16 protein-coding genes and 1 pseudogene are annotated in these 16,526 nt (G+C 65.0%); 12 read left to right on the top strand and 5 right to left on the bottom strand.

The genetic code is table 11. The annotated features are described in order from the left end of the window. Positions 1 to 5: 5 nt before the first annotated feature. The gene (locus QM841_RS32080) at positions 6 to 1,220 is read left to right on the top strand and encodes an NAD(P)/FAD-dependent oxidoreductase (protein WP_133987365.1); all 1,215 of its coding nucleotides are present in this window, start codon (positions 6 to 8) and stop codon (positions 1,218 to 1,220) included. Here the strand turns inward: QM841_RS32080 and QM841_RS32075 are convergent. Next, positions 1,184 to 2,143, bottom strand: a complete 960-nt coding sequence (locus QM841_RS32075; RefSeq protein WP_095869829.1) for a LysR family transcriptional regulator — start codon at positions 2,141 to 2,143, stop codon at positions 1,184 to 1,186. The genes QM841_RS32080 and QM841_RS32075 overlap by 37 nt on opposite strands. Before the next feature lie 115 nt (positions 2,144 to 2,258). Here QM841_RS32075 and QM841_RS32070 point away from each other — a divergent pair, with 115 nt between their 5' ends. Genes QM841_RS32070 through QM841_RS32060 form a run of 3 tightly spaced genes read left to right on the top strand, consistent with a single transcriptional unit; the run spans position 2,259 to position 5,531 of the window. Continuing rightward, a complete protein-coding gene (locus QM841_RS32070) occupies positions 2,259 to 3,467 on the top strand; it encodes an FAD-dependent oxidoreductase (RefSeq protein ID WP_095869830.1) in 1,209 nt (402 codons plus the stop codon). Positions 3,468 to 3,510: 43 nt separating this feature from the next. Further along, positions 3,511 to 4,674: a CaiB/BaiF CoA transferase family protein gene (locus QM841_RS32065; RefSeq protein ID WP_283335078.1), complete on the top strand. Its 1,164-nt coding sequence runs from the start codon at positions 3,511 to 3,513 to the stop codon at positions 4,672 to 4,674. A gap of 2 nt (positions 4,675 to 4,676) precedes the next feature. Further along, positions 4,677 to 5,531 (top strand): HpcH/HpaI aldolase/citrate lyase family protein, encoded by an 855-nt coding sequence (locus QM841_RS32060; RefSeq protein WP_241031741.1) that lies wholly within the window; start codon positions 4,677 to 4,679, stop codon positions 5,529 to 5,531. Positions 5,532 to 5,557: 26 nt separating this feature from the next. Here QM841_RS32060 and QM841_RS32055 read toward each other — a convergent pair whose 3' ends face one another. Continuing rightward, positions 5,558 to 5,668 carry a DUF1059 domain-containing protein gene (locus QM841_RS32055; RefSeq protein WP_241031740.1) on the bottom strand — a complete coding sequence of 37 codons (111 nt, stop codon included), beginning with the start codon at positions 5,666 to 5,668 and terminating at the stop codon, positions 5,558 to 5,560. Between the two features lie 277 nt (positions 5,669 to 5,945). Between QM841_RS32055 and QM841_RS32050 the strand changes: the two are divergent. The 8 genes and pseudogenes from QM841_RS32050 to QM841_RS32015 form a co-directional block, all read left to right on the top strand. Then, positions 5,946 to 7,421: pseudogene (locus tag QM841_RS32050) on the top strand (aldehyde dehydrogenase); the annotation flags it as partial. Further along, entirely contained in the window at positions 7,413 to 7,838 is a 426-nt protein-coding gene (locus QM841_RS32045) for a nuclear transport factor 2 family protein (protein ID WP_240960383.1), read from the top strand. The pseudogene QM841_RS32050 and the gene QM841_RS32045, both read left to right, overlap by 9 nt. 67 nt (positions 7,839 to 7,905) lie before the next feature. Next, on the top strand, positions 7,906 to 8,925 hold the full coding sequence (locus QM841_RS32040) for a fumarylacetoacetate hydrolase family protein (protein ID WP_095869833.1): 1,020 nt from the start codon (positions 7,906 to 7,908) through the stop codon (positions 8,923 to 8,925). A 2-nt stretch (positions 8,926 to 8,927) separates the two neighbouring features. Then, complete coding sequence (locus tag QM841_RS32035; RefSeq protein ID WP_095869834.1) at positions 8,928 to 10,133, top strand: VOC family protein; 1,206 nt, start codon at positions 8,928 to 8,930, stop codon at positions 10,131 to 10,133. A gap of 51 nt (positions 10,134 to 10,184) precedes the next feature. After that, positions 10,185 to 10,982 carry an SDR family NAD(P)-dependent oxidoreductase gene (locus QM841_RS32030; protein ID WP_283335077.1) on the top strand — a complete coding sequence of 266 codons (798 nt, stop codon included), beginning with the start codon at positions 10,185 to 10,187 and terminating at the stop codon, positions 10,980 to 10,982. After that, entirely contained in the window at positions 10,979 to 11,698 is a 720-nt protein-coding gene (locus QM841_RS32025) for an alpha/beta fold hydrolase (protein ID WP_206031601.1), read from the top strand. Before QM841_RS32030 ends, QM841_RS32025 begins: the two co-directional genes overlap by 4 nt. Beyond that, on the top strand, positions 11,695 to 12,768 hold the full coding sequence (locus QM841_RS32020; protein WP_095869836.1) for a maleylacetate reductase: 1,074 nt from the start codon (positions 11,695 to 11,697) through the stop codon (positions 12,766 to 12,768). Before QM841_RS32025 ends, QM841_RS32020 begins: the two co-directional genes overlap by 4 nt. Then, positions 12,765 to 13,688 (top strand): hydroxyquinol 1,2-dioxygenase, encoded by a 924-nt coding sequence (locus tag QM841_RS32015; protein ID WP_167114301.1) that lies wholly within the window; start codon positions 12,765 to 12,767, stop codon positions 13,686 to 13,688. Before QM841_RS32020 ends, QM841_RS32015 begins: the two co-directional genes overlap by 4 nt. Positions 13,689 to 13,697: 9 nt before the next feature. On the opposite strand, the gene QM841_RS32010 is transcribed toward QM841_RS32015, so the two are convergent. The 3 genes from QM841_RS32010 to QM841_RS32000 form a co-directional block, all read right to left on the bottom strand. Beyond that, entirely contained in the window at positions 13,698 to 14,600 is a 903-nt protein-coding gene (locus tag QM841_RS32010; RefSeq protein WP_283335076.1) for a LysR family transcriptional regulator, read from the bottom strand. A 91-nt stretch (positions 14,601 to 14,691) separates the two neighbouring features. After that, positions 14,692 to 15,345, bottom strand: coding sequence for a hypothetical protein (locus QM841_RS32005; RefSeq protein WP_283335075.1), 654 nt, complete (start codon positions 15,343 to 15,345; stop codon positions 14,692 to 14,694). Further along, positions 15,342 to 16,307 carry a LysR family transcriptional regulator gene (locus QM841_RS32000; RefSeq protein WP_283335074.1) on the bottom strand — a complete coding sequence of 322 codons (966 nt, stop codon included), beginning with the start codon at positions 16,305 to 16,307 and terminating at the stop codon, positions 15,342 to 15,344. Before QM841_RS32000 ends, QM841_RS32005 begins: the two co-directional genes overlap by 4 nt. Positions 16,308 to 16,526: the final 219 nt, after the last annotated feature.

Here is a 16,526-nt window from a genome sequence, read left to right as displayed (position 1 = left end):
TCGCTATGTCCACCACAACGGACGTCCTCATCGTCGGAGGATCGGTCGCCGCTATCCGCGCGGCCGAGACCGTTACCCGGCATGCGCCCGACCTCGGCGTCACCATCGTCAGCGACGAAGCGCATCCCCCATACGAGCGTCCTCCGCTCTCGAAGATCGGGCTCGGCGACGACCTGGATCTCGCGGCGTTGACGTATCCGTCCGTGGCGGATCTGCGCGCACGGGGGGTCGAGTTCGCTCTGAACACCCGTGCCACCGCACTGGACGTGGCGGGTCGCCGCGTCGTCACGTCGAACGGCGAGGTCGAGTATGGAGCCGTCGTCATCACCACCGGGTGCGATCCCATCTTCCCGGAGATGTTCCGCGGGCTGCCGGACGTGTTCGCGCTCAGGCGATTCCAGGATGCACAAGCTTTGCGTGCCGCGGTGTCCGATCACACCAAGTCAGTCGCTGTGATCGGAGCCGGATTCATCGGCGGCGAGTTCGCGGCGACGTTGGTCAAGGACGGCCGCGATGTCACGATCGTCGACCTCGCGGAGAAACCCCTCGGGCGCTTCGGCGACCAGGTTGCGGCGGCTTATGCAGCCCTGCACCGTGAGTCGGGAGTGACACTGCGCCTAGGTGACGCGGTCGTCGGCGTCGAGGACAGTTCGGATGGCCGCGTGCTCCGTCTCGCCGGGGGTGACACCGTACCCGCGGACGTCATCCTCGTCGGTATCGGCGTGCGCCCGTCGACCGAATGGCTGGAGAATTCCGGAATAACCCTGAACAACGGTGTGGAGTGCGACGCGCACTTGCGCGCAGCGGATCGTGTGTACGCGGCCGGTGACCTCGTGCGCTGGCCGAACGGTCGGTTCGGTACCTCGATGCGCGTCGAGCACTGGACCAACGCTGCGGAGCAGGGGCGTGTCGCGGGAACGAATGCTGCCAATACGGTGTCCGGGCTGCCGCCCGTGGAATGCGTCACCGTTCCGTACTTCTGGTCGGATCAACACGGTGTCCGCATCCAGTTCTCAGGGTTTCTGACCGGTGCCGAGGAGATCGTCGAGAGTAAGGAACCGGGCGGTTCGCTGTTCGTGTACAAGCTCGGCGACACCGTGACCGGAGTGTTGGCATTCGAACGTCGCGCGGAATTCGTCAGGATTCGGGCGATGCTGCGACGCGAAACCCGCTGGGACACAGTTCAGGGAATGCTACCCGTCGGGTCCTCGCTCGTCTGATCCGGGCTGGTGGGGTCGTGGTTATCGAGGTTCCGGATAATGTCGCCGAACCGTTCGGCGACGGGGGTGATGACGCCGTCTCGGCGGCTCACCACGCCGAGCGGAAGGTCCGGCCATCCCTCTTCGACGGCAACTTTCGCCACGCCGGGATGCTGTTCGGCCAGCTCGCGACTCAGAACGGACACCCCGACACCGGCAGTAACGAGACTGGCGGCCGTTTCGACGGTAGGCACGGATATCACCGACGCCGGGCTGCCTCCTGCTGTTGCGAACCGGTCGTCCAGCAGCCGGGACAAGCTCCGTGCGCCCGGTAACCGCGACGGAAGGACCCACCGTTCGTGTCGGAGGTCGGACAGGTGCACTCGGTCCTGCGTCGCGAGCCACGATGAGCGCGGCACGACGAGAGTCAGCGACGAGTGGGCGATGATCGTCATGGAGAACGCGACATCGTTGATCGTCGGCAGCGGCTCCTCGGCGAGAACGGGCACGACAGCGAGGTCGAGATACCCGGTAGCCAGGTTCTCCAGCAGCACTTGGGGATTGGCATCGGTGAGCTCCAGTGTGATGCGCGGGTGTTCGGCGAGGAAGACCGCAACTGCGGCACTGACGACCCGCCACATCCCGATCGGCTCCGCGCCGATCCGAAGATCGCCCTCGAGGCCCTGCCCCATTGACCGAAGCGCGGAGGTGATTCTCTGTTCTTCGGCGACGAGCCGCCGGCCGGCGCTTTGCAGATAGCGGCCCGCATCGGTCAGGGCGATACCGCGAGGGTGCCGGTCCAGCAGGCGAACGTCGAGCTCGGCCTCCAGCTTCGTCATCGCGCTGCTGAGAGGCGGTTGCGAGAGGTGCAGAATGCGCGCCGCCTCGGTGATGGACCCCGCATCCGCGACGGCCAGAAAGTATTTGACGCTCCGGATGTCCATGCGCCAAGTGTATGGCAACGGTGCTGCAATGGTATTGGCCTTACGGGGCCGAGTAAAGGATCGTGAACATCGGAGCGACAGCCCAGAGTTGTCGTGAACGCAGTACGGAGGAATCGTGCAAGAAGACCAGCAGGTAACAATCGTCGGAGCCGGGCCGACCGGTTTGCTGACCGCGCTGGGTTTGGCCCAGCACGGAATCAGTGTATCGGTGGTCGAGCGTGCGCCCGCGTTGCAGGACACACCGCGAGCGATCGTCTACCACTGGTCGACGCTGGACGGTCTGTCACGGCTCGGCCTGTTGGAGAAGGCATGTGGGGCGGGCTTCCTCAAGCAGGACTATGCATATCGGGTTCGAGACACCGGGGAGATCATCTCCTACGGGCTTGCTGCCCTGAACGGCAAGGTCGAACGACCGTACAACCTGCATCTGGGGCAGGGTGCGCTCGCCAAAGTCATCCTCGAGGAGCTCGACACGTTCGCCAACGCGCGGGTGCTGTGGGACCACGAGGTCACCGGCATCGATCAGGACGAGTCGGGCGTGACCGTCTCCGTGCGCGGCGTGGACGGCGACACGGTTCTCCGGTCGCAGTGGCTGGTCGGAGCGGACGGTGCGAGCTCGGCCGTTCGACGCACGTTAGACCTGGGCTTCGAAGGTATGACGTGGCCGGAGCGCTTCGTGGCGACGAACGTCCGCTTCCCGGACGACCGCGACGGCTGGGCCCAGTCGACGTTCTACGTCGACGATGTCTACGGGGCAATCATCGCGAAGATCGACGAGTCCGGCGATCACGGGATGTGGCGCTACACCTATATGGAGGATGCCTCGCTTCCGGCCGATTCCATCGACGAACGCATGCCGCGGTTCCTGTCCGCCGTGTTCGGACCCGAAGTGGCCGCCCGGACCGAGGTGGTCGCGGCATCGCCGTATCGGATGCACCAGCGTTCCGCGTCGTCGTTTCGAGCCGGCAGGGTGCTTCTTGCCGGCGACGCCGCGCATGCGACCAATCCCACAGGCGGACTGGGGCTGACCATGGGCTTGTTCGATTCCTACGCGCTCATCGAGGGCCTCGGGGCAGTGGCGCAGCACCGCGCCGACGACGAGGTGTTGACCGCGTACGCGGACCAGCGTCGGGCCGCGTTCGTGGACAAGGCGAGTCCGCGCGCATCGTCGAACAAGAAGCTGCTCTTCCACTCGTCGGATCCCGTCACGCGCGACCAGGACCTCGAGATGTTCCGGCGCATGTCTCGCGACCCAGAATTCGCCGCAGAAGTTCTGTACTTCACCAAGACCCTCGAAAGTCCGTCTCTGCTCTCGTCCGTGTAGGACGCGCCGCCTCGGACGCCACTCGAAACGAAAGAACTGCAACATGAATCCTCTTGATGGACTCACGATCGTGTCGTTGGAGCAGGCCGTCGCCGCTCCCTTCGCCACACGACAATTGGCCGACCTCGGCGCGCGCGTCATCAAAATCGAACGACCGGTCGTCGGTGATTTCGCGCGAGGCTACGACGAGACCGTCAACGGCCTCGCCAGTCATTTCGTGTGGTTGAACCGGTCCAAAGAGTCCGTGGCCCTGGATCTGAAGAGTGCGGAGGGCCGAGAAGCGGTGCAGGCTTTGGTCGACCGGGCCGACGTTCTTGTTCAGAACCTCGCCCCCGGGGCGGCGGATCGGCTGGGGTTGGGCGCCGAGGAGCTCCGTGCTCGGAATCCGCGGTTGATCCACGTGTCCATTTCGGGTTACGGAACGGGTGGGCCGTACTCGTCGAAGAAGGCGTACGACCTGCTCGTCCAGTGCGAAGCTGGCCTGGTATCCATCACCGGTACCGAGGACGAACCGTCCAAGGTCGGTATCTCCATCGCCGACATCGCGTCGGGAATGTACGCGTATTCGGGTGTGCTCACCGCCGTGATTAAACGGGAGCGCACCGGCGAGGGCGCCACGATCGAGGTGTCGATGCTCGAAGCGTTGTCGGAGTGGATGGGCTTTCCGCTGAACTACGCGATATACGGGGGCGCGTCCCCCTCCCGCACCGGAGCCCGGCACGCGGCGATTGCTCCATACGGTCCCTTCACGTGCGGCGACGGCAACCAGGTCTTCCTCGGCATCCAGAACGAACGGGAATGGGCGACGTTCTGCACCTTCCTCGGATCGCCGGAGCTGGCGCGAGACGAGCGCTTCGTGCGCAACTCCCTGCGTGTCGAGCACAACGCGGAGTTGCGCGCCGTTATCGAGGGGGTCTTCCAAGCCTTCACGGCCGAGCGGGTGGCCGAGCTACTGGAAGTGTCGGGTATCGCCAACGCTCTGCTGCGCACCATGGACGGTCTCGCGGAGCATCCGCAGCTCGAAGCGCGGGGCAGGTGGCGCACCTACCAGTCGCCGGTCGGGGAGTTGCGCGCCCTGATTCCACCCGTCACCATGTCCGATTCGACCCCCGTCATGGGTCCGATCCCGGACGTTGGGCAGCACACCGAGGCGATTCTGGCGGAGTTCGGGATCGCACCCGAATCCACGGTTCCGGCGGGGTTCTGACCGTGTCGACAAGTGTCTCCGCGCTCGCGGAGACCACGGCGCGAGTGCAGGAGGCCACGACGTTTCTGTTCGTTCCCGGGAACCGCAGCGACCGGTTCGACAAGGCGCTCGCCACCGGGGCGGACGTCATAGTCCTCGATCTCGAGGACTCGGTGGCACGAGGAGACAAGGCCACAGCGCGAACCGAGGTCGTGCGGTGGTTGTCCGAGGGCGGACGCGCATGCGTGCGCGTGAACTCGGTGGGCGACCCCGAGCACATCGGCGACGTGGATGCACTGTCGGATCTGCCGGGACTCACCGCTGTCATGGTCCCCAAGGCGGACGATTCCGTCCGGTATCTCGATCTCCGCCAGCGACTCCGGTGCCCCGTCATCGCGCTGATCGAATCCGCGGTCGGTGTGGACCGGTCGGGAGTGATTGCCGCCGACCCGGGCGTTGCACGGCTGGCGTTCGGCCATCTGGACTACGCCGTGGATCTCGGCGCGGAACCAACGCGTATCGCGATGCTCCACGCTCGGTCACAGCTGGTGCTCGCGTCACGAGTGGCGAACAAGCCGGGACCGGTGGACGGGGTGACGACGGCACTGAACGACGGTGCGGTTCTCGCCGACGACGTCCGCTATGCCATCGAACTGGGCATGGCCGGCAAGCTGCTGATCCACCCGTCGCAAGTAGAGCCGAGCCGTACGGCTTTCCACCCCAGCGACATCGCCGTCGCTCACGCACGGAAGATCGTCGACGCCGCTGCGTCGGGTGCGGCGGTGCGTGTGGACGGCTTCATGGTCGACGCGCCGGTGTTGGCCCGCGCCCACGCGGTTCTGCGCGCTGCGGGCGCCCCGACCCCCCACGTCGACTGAGACGATGCTGGTCGGTACGACGCCGGTCAGTACGACATAGACAGGATTTGGTCGCGGTCGTACCGGAGATGCGGATGCTGCTCGCGCAGATGGTGCTGAACCTCGTCGACCAGAAGGTCGTCGGTGCGCCCTTCCATGAGCTCCCCGCACGGACATTGCACGTAGCGTCTTCTCTCACCCGTCATGTCTCGACAATAACCGGCGGTCAGGTCTCGGTGTGTCCTCCCATATCGCTCAACCAGCGACAATGCGTCCAGAGTATGAGGACGGGGAACATCCTGGCATTGCGATGACGGGCACGTCAGCACAGGATCGACAGTGATCGGGATCTCGCCGGTGCAGGCGACAAGCCGGCCGTATGCGCCCGCCGACACCGAAGTTCGGGATCACGCGACCTCGCAGCAAGGAGAACTTATGTCCGTCACCGTCGACCGGCCGAGCAGCCTCGACCGCACCCGCTTCTTCATCGACGGCACCTGGATCGACCCGGTGCGCACAGAACTCCGGGACCAGATCGAGGCTGCCACCGGCGAGCGCATCGGGGTGGCCGCGCTCGGGAGCGAGGCCGACATCGACGCAGCCGTTCGCGCCGCCCGTCGGGCCCTGGACGAGGGCCCATGGGGCCGAACCACGGCTGCCGAGCGCGCCACCGTGCTTCGTGCTTTCGCTGACGCCCTCGACGCCCGAGCGGTTGACACGGCAACGCTCGTCAGCCGCGAAAACGGGATGATTCTCGGGCTGTCGCAGGCACTGAACGGCGGAGCCCCGGGGGCTCTGCTGCGCATGTACGCGGACATCGTCGAGAACCTGCCGCTCGAATCGGTCCGCCCGAGCCAGGCGGGATCGACCATCGTCCGCCGCGTGCCAGTGGGCGTCGTCGGTGCGATCGCTCCGTGGAACTTCCCGCAGGCCCTGGCGATGTTCAAGATTGCGCCGGCGCTGGCCGCCGGGTGCACCGTTGTTCTCAAACCGTCCCCCGAGACTGCGCTGGACTCATATGTATTCGCCGATGCAGCGCAGGAGGCGGGCCTGCCGCCCGGTGTCCTCAACATCGTCCTCGGCGACCGCGACGCCGGCGCGGCGCTCGTCTCACACCCTCTGGTCGACAAAATCGCGTTCACCGGCTCGACCGAAGCAGGGCGCATCATCGGTCAGGAGTGCGGTCGGCTGCTTCGCCGTTCCACTCTGGAACTGGGCGGAAAGTCCGCGGCCATCGTCCTCGAGGACGCCAACCTCGAGACCTTCCTCGCGGGCTTGGATAACGCATCGTTCCTGAACAACAGCCAGACCTGCACGACGCAGTCACGCATCCTCATCGCACGCTCGCGCTACGACGAAGTGGTGGATGCCGTCGCGAACTTCGCCGACTCGTACACACTGGGCGACCCGCTGGACCCGTCGGTAACCATGGGACCCATGGCGACCCCCACCCACCGAGACAAGGTGCTCGGCTACATAGACATCGCGAAGAACTCGAACGCACGCCTGGTGACGGGCGGTGGTCGGCCCGACGGTCTCGATCAAGGATGGTTCGTCCAGCCCACGGTATTCGCCGATGTCGACAACTCCGACCGTCTGGCGCGCGAAGAGGTATTCGGTCCGGTCATGGCTCTGATCCCGTTCGAAGGAGACGACGAAGCGGTCCGAATGGCGAACGACAGCAACTACGGCCTCGGTGGATCCGTATGGAGCGTTGACGAGGATCGCGCCCTCGGAGTGGCTCGTCAGGTCCGCACGGGCACGATCGGCCTGAACTACTACACCCTTGATCTCGGCGCACCCTTCGGAGGATTCAAGGACTCCGGCCTCGGACGAGAACTCGGCCCCGAGGGCCTCGATCCCTACCTCGAGTACCAGTCCGTGTACGCCTCGACGCGGTACCTGGAGTCGACCACGTCGGCCGGAGCTGCCCGGAACGCAACGGCATCCAGCCCCGCCGAGGTCGTCGCCGCGTACTTCGCCGGTGTCGCCGCCGGCGACGCCGCCGCGGTGGCGGACCTGTTCGCCCCGGATGCCCTGTTGCATAACGCAGCGGGCACCCTCTCCGGCGCGGAAGCTATCGGACGCATGTACGAAGGTGGCTTGAAGGCAGGGAAGATGATCCCCTCGCCCAGGACACCCGTCGTCGACGGGGAGAACGTGTCAGTGGAGATCGACCTGAACGCCAACGGCTCGCAGATCGTACTGGGAGATTTCTTCACCGTTCGAGACGGCAAGATCACTCGGCTCGCGATCTACAGTCTGACCCCGGACGGCGGGCGCCTGCTCAACGACGTGGGTGTCGATCCGTCCAGCCGCACGCCGTAATCGGTGGCAGTGACCCCGGGTCTGTCAGCACCACCACACCAAGCATCAAACGATCACAGGGAGCATAATGAAGATCGCAGTCTTCGGTCCGAATCGACGAGTCGGCGTTGTCGTGGGCGATGACGTCGTCGACGTCAACGGTGCGTACGCCAAATATCTGACCGAGCGCACGGACAGCGTGCGTCCGGCGGCGCGAGCGGCGCACGAGGTGCCAGCCGAGCTGAATTCCTTCATCGAGCAGGGGGACGACGCACTCGCCGGTGCAAACACGGCGCTCGACTTCCTGTCGGAGGACAGCGACAAGACGGGCGTCGACGGCGAACAGCTCGTGTTCCCCCTGAACGCAGTCACGCTGCACGCGCCGATCGAAGGGCAGTCGCGAATCTTCGCCGCACTGGCCAACTTCGCCGACCACATGCAGGCCGCTGCCGACAACACCTCTAACGGGAGTGACAAGGCAACCCTCGACCGGCTGGTGTCCGGTGGTCCGAAGTACTTCATCAAGGACCCGCGAGTCGTCTCGGCCGACGGTGACGACCTGGCCTACCCGCGCCGGACCAACCTGCTCGACTACGAGGCGGAAGTGGCCGTCGTGATCGGTAAGCGTGCCAAGGACATCGCGGCCAACGACTTCGGTTCGTACATCTGGGGTTACACGCTGGTCAACGACTGGTCCATCAGGGATAACGTCTCGTTCGGACCGGACTTCCAGTACTCGAAGAACTTCGATGGCGCCGCAACGGTTGGTCCCTGGATCGTCGTCGACGAGAGCCTGGATCCGCAGGACATCCCGGTGGAAGCACGCATCAACGGCGAGGTTCGGCAGAGCGGGAACACCAAGTCGATGATCCATAGCTTCGCCTCGCTCGGGGAGTACCTGTCCAGGGATTCGACGCTGTTCCCCGGGGATCTGATCAGTGGGGGGACGCCCAAGGGGACGGCCGTCGATTCCAGCACCCGCGACGCCGAGGGAAAGTTCGCGGACGATTCGCTCTTCCTGAACCCGGGTGATGTTGTGGAGGTCAGCTCCACCGCACTGGGCTCCATCACCAACACGATCTCCGGATCGCGCGGCGGGAAGAAGTAGTCATGGCCGCGAAGAAATACTCGGTCGGTGGTGTCTCGTACGACCGACCATTCAAAATTCGTCGTCTCAACCATTTCGGCATCAGCGTCACTGACACCGGAACAGCCGTCGGCTTCTACCGTGATGTCCTCGGCTTCGTGGTCGCAGACATGCTCGATCTGCAGAAGTACGATCCCGGTGTGTGGTTGGACGGCCTGTCCGACACCAAGATCTACTTCCTGCGGCACAACAGCGACCACCACACCCTGGTGCTCATGCCCCGTTCGTGGGTGGACAAGAACGACAACCCTGCTCGGGACGACATCACGGTCAACCAGATCACCTGGCAGGCAGGATCGTTGCGTGAGGTGGTGCAGGCTAGGTTGTGGCTCGAGGAGCAGGGCTCCACGATCGAGCGGTACGGCCGCGACCCCGGTTCCAACTGGCACACCTACTTCCCAGACCCCACCGGTCACACCAACGAACTCGAGTACGGCATCGAGCAGGTGGGCTGGGACGGCGTCAGCAAGCCGGAAGTGATGTGGCCCTGGGCCAACGAACATCCCGCGCTTCCCACGAAGTCGGAGGCGAGCGAGCTCGAGGAAGCCGAGGAAAAGGGCATCGACCTCACCTCGGGGCACCGCTGGATCGACACGCTACCCAAGACCTACGACGTCGGCGGAGTGTTGCTCGCCCGTCCCTTCAAACCGGTCCGCATCGGTCCGGTCAGCATCTTCGTTGCCGATCTCGATGCGGCGGAACACTTCTATACCGAAACGCTCGGACTGGTGAAGAGCGAGGAGTCGACCGTCGAGGGTCACCGCGTGCTCTTTCTGCGCGCCAACACCGAACACCACAGCATCGCACTCTTCCCGCTCGAGGTCCGGAGTGCACTGGGATTGAGCGACAACACGACCCTGCTGTCCTTCGGCGTCCAGCTCGGTTCCTACGAGCAGTTGCGGGACGCGAAGACCTTCCTCGAAGAACGCGGCGTCAAGCTGATCGATCTGCCGCAGGAGATTCACCCGGGCATCGACTACGCCATCCACGCGGTCGCGCCGGACGGTCACGTGATGCAGCTCTACTACTACATGGAGCAGGTCGGGTGGGACGGCACAGTGCGCTCACCTGAGAGCCGACGCCGCGTCGAACCCGGAGTCTGGCCCGAGACGCTCGAACCCATGTCCGATACCTATGGCGGCGAAACGTTCTGGGGTCCGCTCGGGTGACCACGCATCCGACCATCACCATTCATCGTCATCACGAAGTGAGGAAAGTACGTGCCTGAGCACAACGCTGAGAGGCGAGTCGCGGCGGTCACCGGTGCAGCGCAAGGACTCGGCGCCGAAATCGCGCAGCAACTCGCCGAAGACGGATTCTCCGTCGTCCTCCTGGACATCCAGGAGGACGGGCTCGAGACATCGAAGAAGCAGATCGAGACCATCGTGTCCGGCGTCGAGGTGCTCACGCTAGCGGTCGATCTAACCGACGAGGTAGCCGTTGTCGCTGCGTTCGAGAAGATCGACCAGCGGTTCGACCGTCTCGACGCACTGGTCAACACCGCCGGAGGCAGCGGAACGGATCCGGTGCGCTCGCTCGACGACCTCGGCGTCGACGTCTGGCGGCGGGTGCTCGACAACAACGTAACCAGCGCCTTTCTCTGCAGCCGACAGGCAGTGCCACTCATGCTGCGACACGGCTACGGCCGGATCGTGAACTTCTCGTCCGCGGTCGCCAACGGCCTGGCAGGTCCCTCGGGCACCGTAGGTGCCCGGCTGCCGTACGCCGCATCGAAGGCTGCGATCAACGGCTTCACGAAGCAGCTGGCTAAAGACCTCGGCGCAACGGGCATCACCGTGAACGCGGTCTCGCCCGGTCTGGTTCTACCGACCGCCGGCCGGGTGCGGACCATCTTCGAGGCGCTGTCCGACGAGACGCAGGACGCGACACGCGCAGCTATTCCACTGGGCCGCACAGGAACCGGTACGGAGATCGCGGCCGCAGTCGGATACCTCGTGTCCGAACATGCCGGTTTCACGTCGGGATGCATCCTCGCGGTCGACGGAGCTGCATCATGAGCGACGTGCTCGACGTGCCCCTGGTATTCGTTCCGGCGCTGGGATCGGACGCTCGCTCGTGGCGGCCGGTAGCCGACATCCTCGGCGACAAGGTAACCAGCGTCGTGGTGCGCGGTCACGGCAGTTCGATCGAGTACATGGCCGACCGCGTACTCGAGCAGAGCCCGCAGGAATTCTTCCTCGTGGGAAACTCCATGGGTGGGTACGTCTCACTGGAGATCGCGCTCCGGAGAACGGGTCGCGTGCGAGGCCTGGTACTGCTCAACTCGTCCGCAATCGCTGCCGATTCCGATCGGCGCGCGAATTCCCAGCGCCTCGTCGAGAAAGTTCTAGCAGGGGAATTCGACGAAGCGGTGACAATGATTTCGAGCGCTGTCGCCCCGCAGCGGCCGGACGTCGCCGAAGCCGCGGCCACGATGGCGCGAGATCTCGGTGACGAGGTGTTCATCGCACAGCAGACGGCCGTGTCGAACCGACGCGACCGGCGCTCCGAAATCGCCACGCTCGACGTGCCCACACTCGTGATCGTGGGTGAACACGACGCGATCACCCCGCTCGCGCTCGGTTCCGAAGTCGTCGACTCGGTCCCGCATGCGGAACTGGTCGTCCTCCCCGGGGTCGGCCACCTCTCGACTCTCGAAGCGCCGGACGCCGTGGCTTCGCACCTGCTGTCCTGGCTGTCGCGCCAGGTCACTTCCGCGAGGACGGGGCTGTGATCGAGTTCGACCACACCACACTCGGGCAACGGGTGCTGTTCGCCCGCGGGCAAGCGGTCGACAACATCGTCTCGGCCGTGGGGGACCTGTCCGCGTCGCGCGTGCTGCTCGTCGCTGATTCGTTCGTGACGAGCCTCGCGGACGAGATGGCTCACCGGGTACCGGTCGTGGCTCGGATCGACGATGTCGTCCAGCACGTGCCGGTCGCGAACGGTCGCGCTGCTGTCGACCTCGCGCGTTTAGAGGCTGTCGACGCGGTCGTGTGCATCGGCGGCGGCTCGTCGACGGGGCTCGCCAAGTTCGTTGCCCGCGACACTGGGATCCCGATCGTTGCCGTCCCGACCACGTTCGCCGGCTCCGAAGCCACCGACGTGTGGGGACAGACGGACGGGGATCGCAAGACCACCGGATCCGATCCGAAAGTTCTGCCCCGAGTCGTGGTCTATGACGCGGCTCTCTTCGCCTCGCTGCCCGCCCGACTGGCGGTGGCGTCGGGGCTCAACGCCGTCGCCCATGCGGTGGACGCTTTCTGGGCGCCGCGTGCCGACCCGATCGACACGGCACTTGGCACCGAGGGCCTCCGTGCGCTCGTTCCCGGCTTGCGGGCTATGTCCGAAAACCCTGACAATCTTGACGCGCGAGAGGCCACGCTCTACGGGGCCTACCTCGCGGCCGTGGCGTTCGCCTCGGCGGGCAGCGCGCTGCATCACAAGATCTGCCACGTTCTGGGTGGTGCATTCGGGCTGTCACACGCCGACACGCATGCCGTGGTGCTGCCCTACGTGATGGACTTCAACGGCCCCGCCGCGCCCGATGCAGCGCGCCGAGTGTCGGACGCCCTCGGTGGCTCGTCGGCTGCACGCGGGCTCTACGACCTCCGCCGGGACCTGGGTGTCGTCGACTCTCTCTCACAGTTGGGTATGCCGGAGGACGGCATCGACACCGCCGCCGAGCGCATCATCGCGGCGGTTCCTGCCTCTAACCCGCGCCCGGTCGCGCTGGCCGATCTGCGCACTCTTCTCGCCGCCGCGTGGGCGGGCGACCCGATCGATGAGCAGGAGCGAGTATGACGATCGAGCAGGAGCGAGCGAACGCCGAGCTGAACCCGTCGACCGAGCAGGCCGCGCGTGAGCAGGCCGCGCGTGAGCAGGCACTGGTCGACACCGTCCTCGGCTCGTTCGGCGAATCGCCGAACGCCCGATTGAAAGAAGTCATGAAGGCGGTGGTTCGGCACGTGCATGCCGCAGCCCGCGAGGTCAGGCTCACCGAAGCCGAATGGAACACGATGATCGCGTTCCTCACCGAAACGGGCCAGACGTGTACGGACACCCGGCAGGAGTTCATTCTGCTGTCCGACGTACTCGGACTGTCCATGCAGGTGATCGGAATGAACAATCCATCGGTCGCGAACGCCACCGAGGCGACGGTGTTCGGCCCGTTCTTCGTGGAAGGTTCACCCCGAATCGAACTTGGACAGGACATGTCGTTCGGCGCGAAGGGGGAGCCGTGCTGGGTGACCGGCAGTGTCCGCGACGTTCACGGTAAACCCGTTCCCCGCGCGCGTATCGAGGTGTGGGAGGCGGATGAGGACGGGCAGTACGACGTGCAGTACGGCGACGACCGCGTCGCGGCACGTGCGCACCTTTTCGCCGACGACAGCGGGGAGTTTCGATTCTGGGGTATGACTCCAACTCCCTATCCGATTCCGCACGACGGTCCGGTGGGGCGGATGCTTTCGGCCGTAGGTCGTTCCCCCATGCGCGCGAGTCACCTGCATTTCATGGTGACTGCGCCTGGCTTACGGCGTTTGGTGACTCACATCTTCGTCGACGGTGACGAGATCGGCTGGAAGGATGCCGTGTTCGGCGTGAAGGAGTCGTTGATCAAGGCGTTCGAGCGTCACCCGTCGGGACCCACTCCCGACGGGCGCGTGGTGAACGGCTCGTGGAGCGACGTCACCTTCGACATCGTCCTCGCCCCCGGGACCTGATGGTAAGGGTCACTCGTCCTCTCGGTCGATATCCGAGCTGGCGAAGTGGCCCGTCACGAATTCGAGAAATGCTCTCGCTGGGGTTCCCGTCGGCCCGTAATTCCGGGTGATCGCGCCGTAGAAGCGAAATGCGTTGGCGTCGCTGATCGGAATCGTGACCGTCGGTGACTGCTGATCGGCCTGGGGAACCGGCACGATGGCGATGCCGCGGCCATGCCGGACCAGTGCGCGCAGCGTGGACAATTCGGTGGCTTCGATACCGATGGTGGGAGTAAGGCCGGCTTCGTCGAAGAGACGATCGACGACGTGGCGCAGCCCGTAGCTCGGGCCGAGAGCGATCATTGGCCGCGCAGCAATTTCGGCAATGGTGATGGACTCGCGATCGGCGAATTCGTCCCCGGGCGGGACCTCGAGACAGAGAAGTTCTCGGCCCAGCGGCACCCAGGCCAGATCTTCCGCGTTTGGTCGAGGTGCGACGAAGCCGACGTCGATCCGGCCGTTTCGCACGGCATCAACTATGGCGTCCGCGGCGCCTCCCTCGAGTTCGAACGTGGTCAGCGGTGCAACCAGGTGGTATTGGTCCAACAGGGAGGGGACGAGCCAGGATCCGAAGGAATGGAGGAATCCGAGGGACACCACTCCGCGCTCGGGATCCACCAGAGTTCGGATCCGTTCTTCGCCCTGGGTGAGCTCCTGCATTGCTCTGACCGCGTGGGCCCGGTAGATCTCACCGTATTTGTTCAGCCGGATCCGGTTCTGATTCCTGTCGAATAACTTGACGCCCAATTGACGTTCGATTCTCGCCAGTGCACGCGACATAGTCGGCTGGCTGATGTGGAGATGTGTGGCGGCGTTGGTCACGTTCTCGGTTCGCGCCAGGATGACAAACCATTCCAGCTCACGTAGTTCCATGCTTGTAAAGCACTTCCTCTCATAGCGCCAAAGGCGTATCGGTGTCCACGACCCGCAGACGAACCGCGTGTCCACTCGGGTCGGACAGCGCCTACCCCAAGGTGGTTCCGCCCAAGGTCGCAACGAGCGCGCTCGCGGTGTCAAAGTTGACGAAGCCTGCACGGTGAAGTTCCGGAACCGTCACCTGGGCAAGAAGTTCCACGGTGCCGGCGTTCGAGAGAGGGAGAAGTGTGACCCCATCTGCGACTCCCGCTGTGCGGATATCCGCGGCCAAACATGCGAGACCACTCGCTGTTCCCACGAATCGCAAGGTTGTCGGGCCAGAGGGGGTCGCCAATTCGAGTTCTCGAAGTGCCAGCCGCGCCTTCCGCGCAGTCGAAGCGAGCAGAATTTCGACGTCGAGCAGCACGAAGGGCCGATTTGCGGATGCCTGCGCGTGGTCGACCAGCCTCCTTGTGTACGCGTCCGTGGCCAGTTGCAGATCGCGGGCACGGATTCGTTCCGTCCCTTCGTCACCGGGTGGCGCAGTTCGGGGTGAGGCGTCCGGATCGGTCCGGCTGCGTTCGTATCCGACGGCAAAGGCAGGATGATGGCCACCGTCGACGAGATCGAGTGCGACGTGAACGTGCCGCTCGCGGAACGTCGCCGATCCCACGGCGGAGAGGTGCCCTAAGCCGCGCGCCGCGGCGGGGAGTTGCTCCCCGAGCGGTGCCTCATTCGGGCACGACACGTATTCGGTACTCAAGCCGACACCGGCCAGGCGGCAGGTACTGTTGTCGGCAGCGCACGTCTCGGATCTCCTTCGGACGGCGCGCGGTCCGGTCGCGCCGGAAACGGCGAGACACCGGCGACGAATTTCAGGAAACGCCGTGCGGCCTGGCTACTCGGGCCATGCCTGCGGATGACCGCCCCGTAGCACCGGAACGCAGTCGGGTCGCTGAGCGGGACGGTGCCAGTCGCGGACGGGTGCCCCGATGGGGCGGCGGGCACGACCGCCACGCCCAGTCCGGCCGCGACCAGGGCATGCAGTGTGGGGAGTTCGGTGACTTCGAGCTCGATGCGAGGGCCGAACCCCGCGTCCCGGCATAGACGGTCCGTGGCCTGGCGCAAGCCGTGTCCAGCCTTCAGTGCGACCATCGGCTCGCCCGCGACATCGGCGATCGCGATATGGTCATGGCCCTCGAACGCATGGCCCGCGGGAACCCTCAAACACAGGGCCTCATGCCCGAGCGGTATCCACACGAGATCGTCCGCGGCCGGCTCGGGAGCTACGAAGCCGATGTCAATTTTTCCCTGCCGCACGCTGTCTACCACGGAATCGCTAGCGCCCCCGTGTAATTCGAAGGACGTGCTAGACGCGACACCGCGATATCGCTTGAGTAGATCCGGTATCAGCCACCCACCGAAGGAATGCGCAAACCCAAGAGACACCGAGCCTCGATCCGGATCGACCAGGGTGGCGATCCGTTGTTCCGCACGGTCGATCTCATTCAGTGCTCGTAACGCGTGGGCCTGGTAGAGCTTGCCGTATCTGTTCAGTCGCAGCCGGTTCTGGTGGCGGTCGAAAAGCTGCACTCCAAGCTTGCGCTCGATTCGGGCCAACGCCCGCGACAGGGTCGGCTGGCTGATATTCAACCTTATCGAAGCCTCCGTGATGTGCTCGGTTTCGGCCAGCGTTGTGAACCACTGAAGCTCGCGCAATTGCATGGTGAACCTGCCTAGGGGAGAACGCCGTCGCTGGCGGATACCTTCCGGTGGTCCAGCGCTGGGGTTCCAGTCGACAATTAGGACCATCCCTCGCACCTGGGTCCTCGGGATGGGAAGTCCACCTTCCCCCGCGCGGAACGTCCGCGACAGCGTGGGAACACTTAGAAGCTACGTAATTGGGCATCTACGTACCCTGTGACGTGGGACACCGATTCGGGG

Source organism: Rhodococcus sp. IEGM 1307 (genome assembly GCF_030056915.1).
In the GTDB taxonomy this organism is placed as follows: Bacteria; Actinomycetota; Actinomycetes; order Mycobacteriales; family Mycobacteriaceae; genus Rhodococcus_F; species Rhodococcus_F opacus_D.
This window is presented reverse-complemented; position numbering and strand designations above follow the sequence as displayed.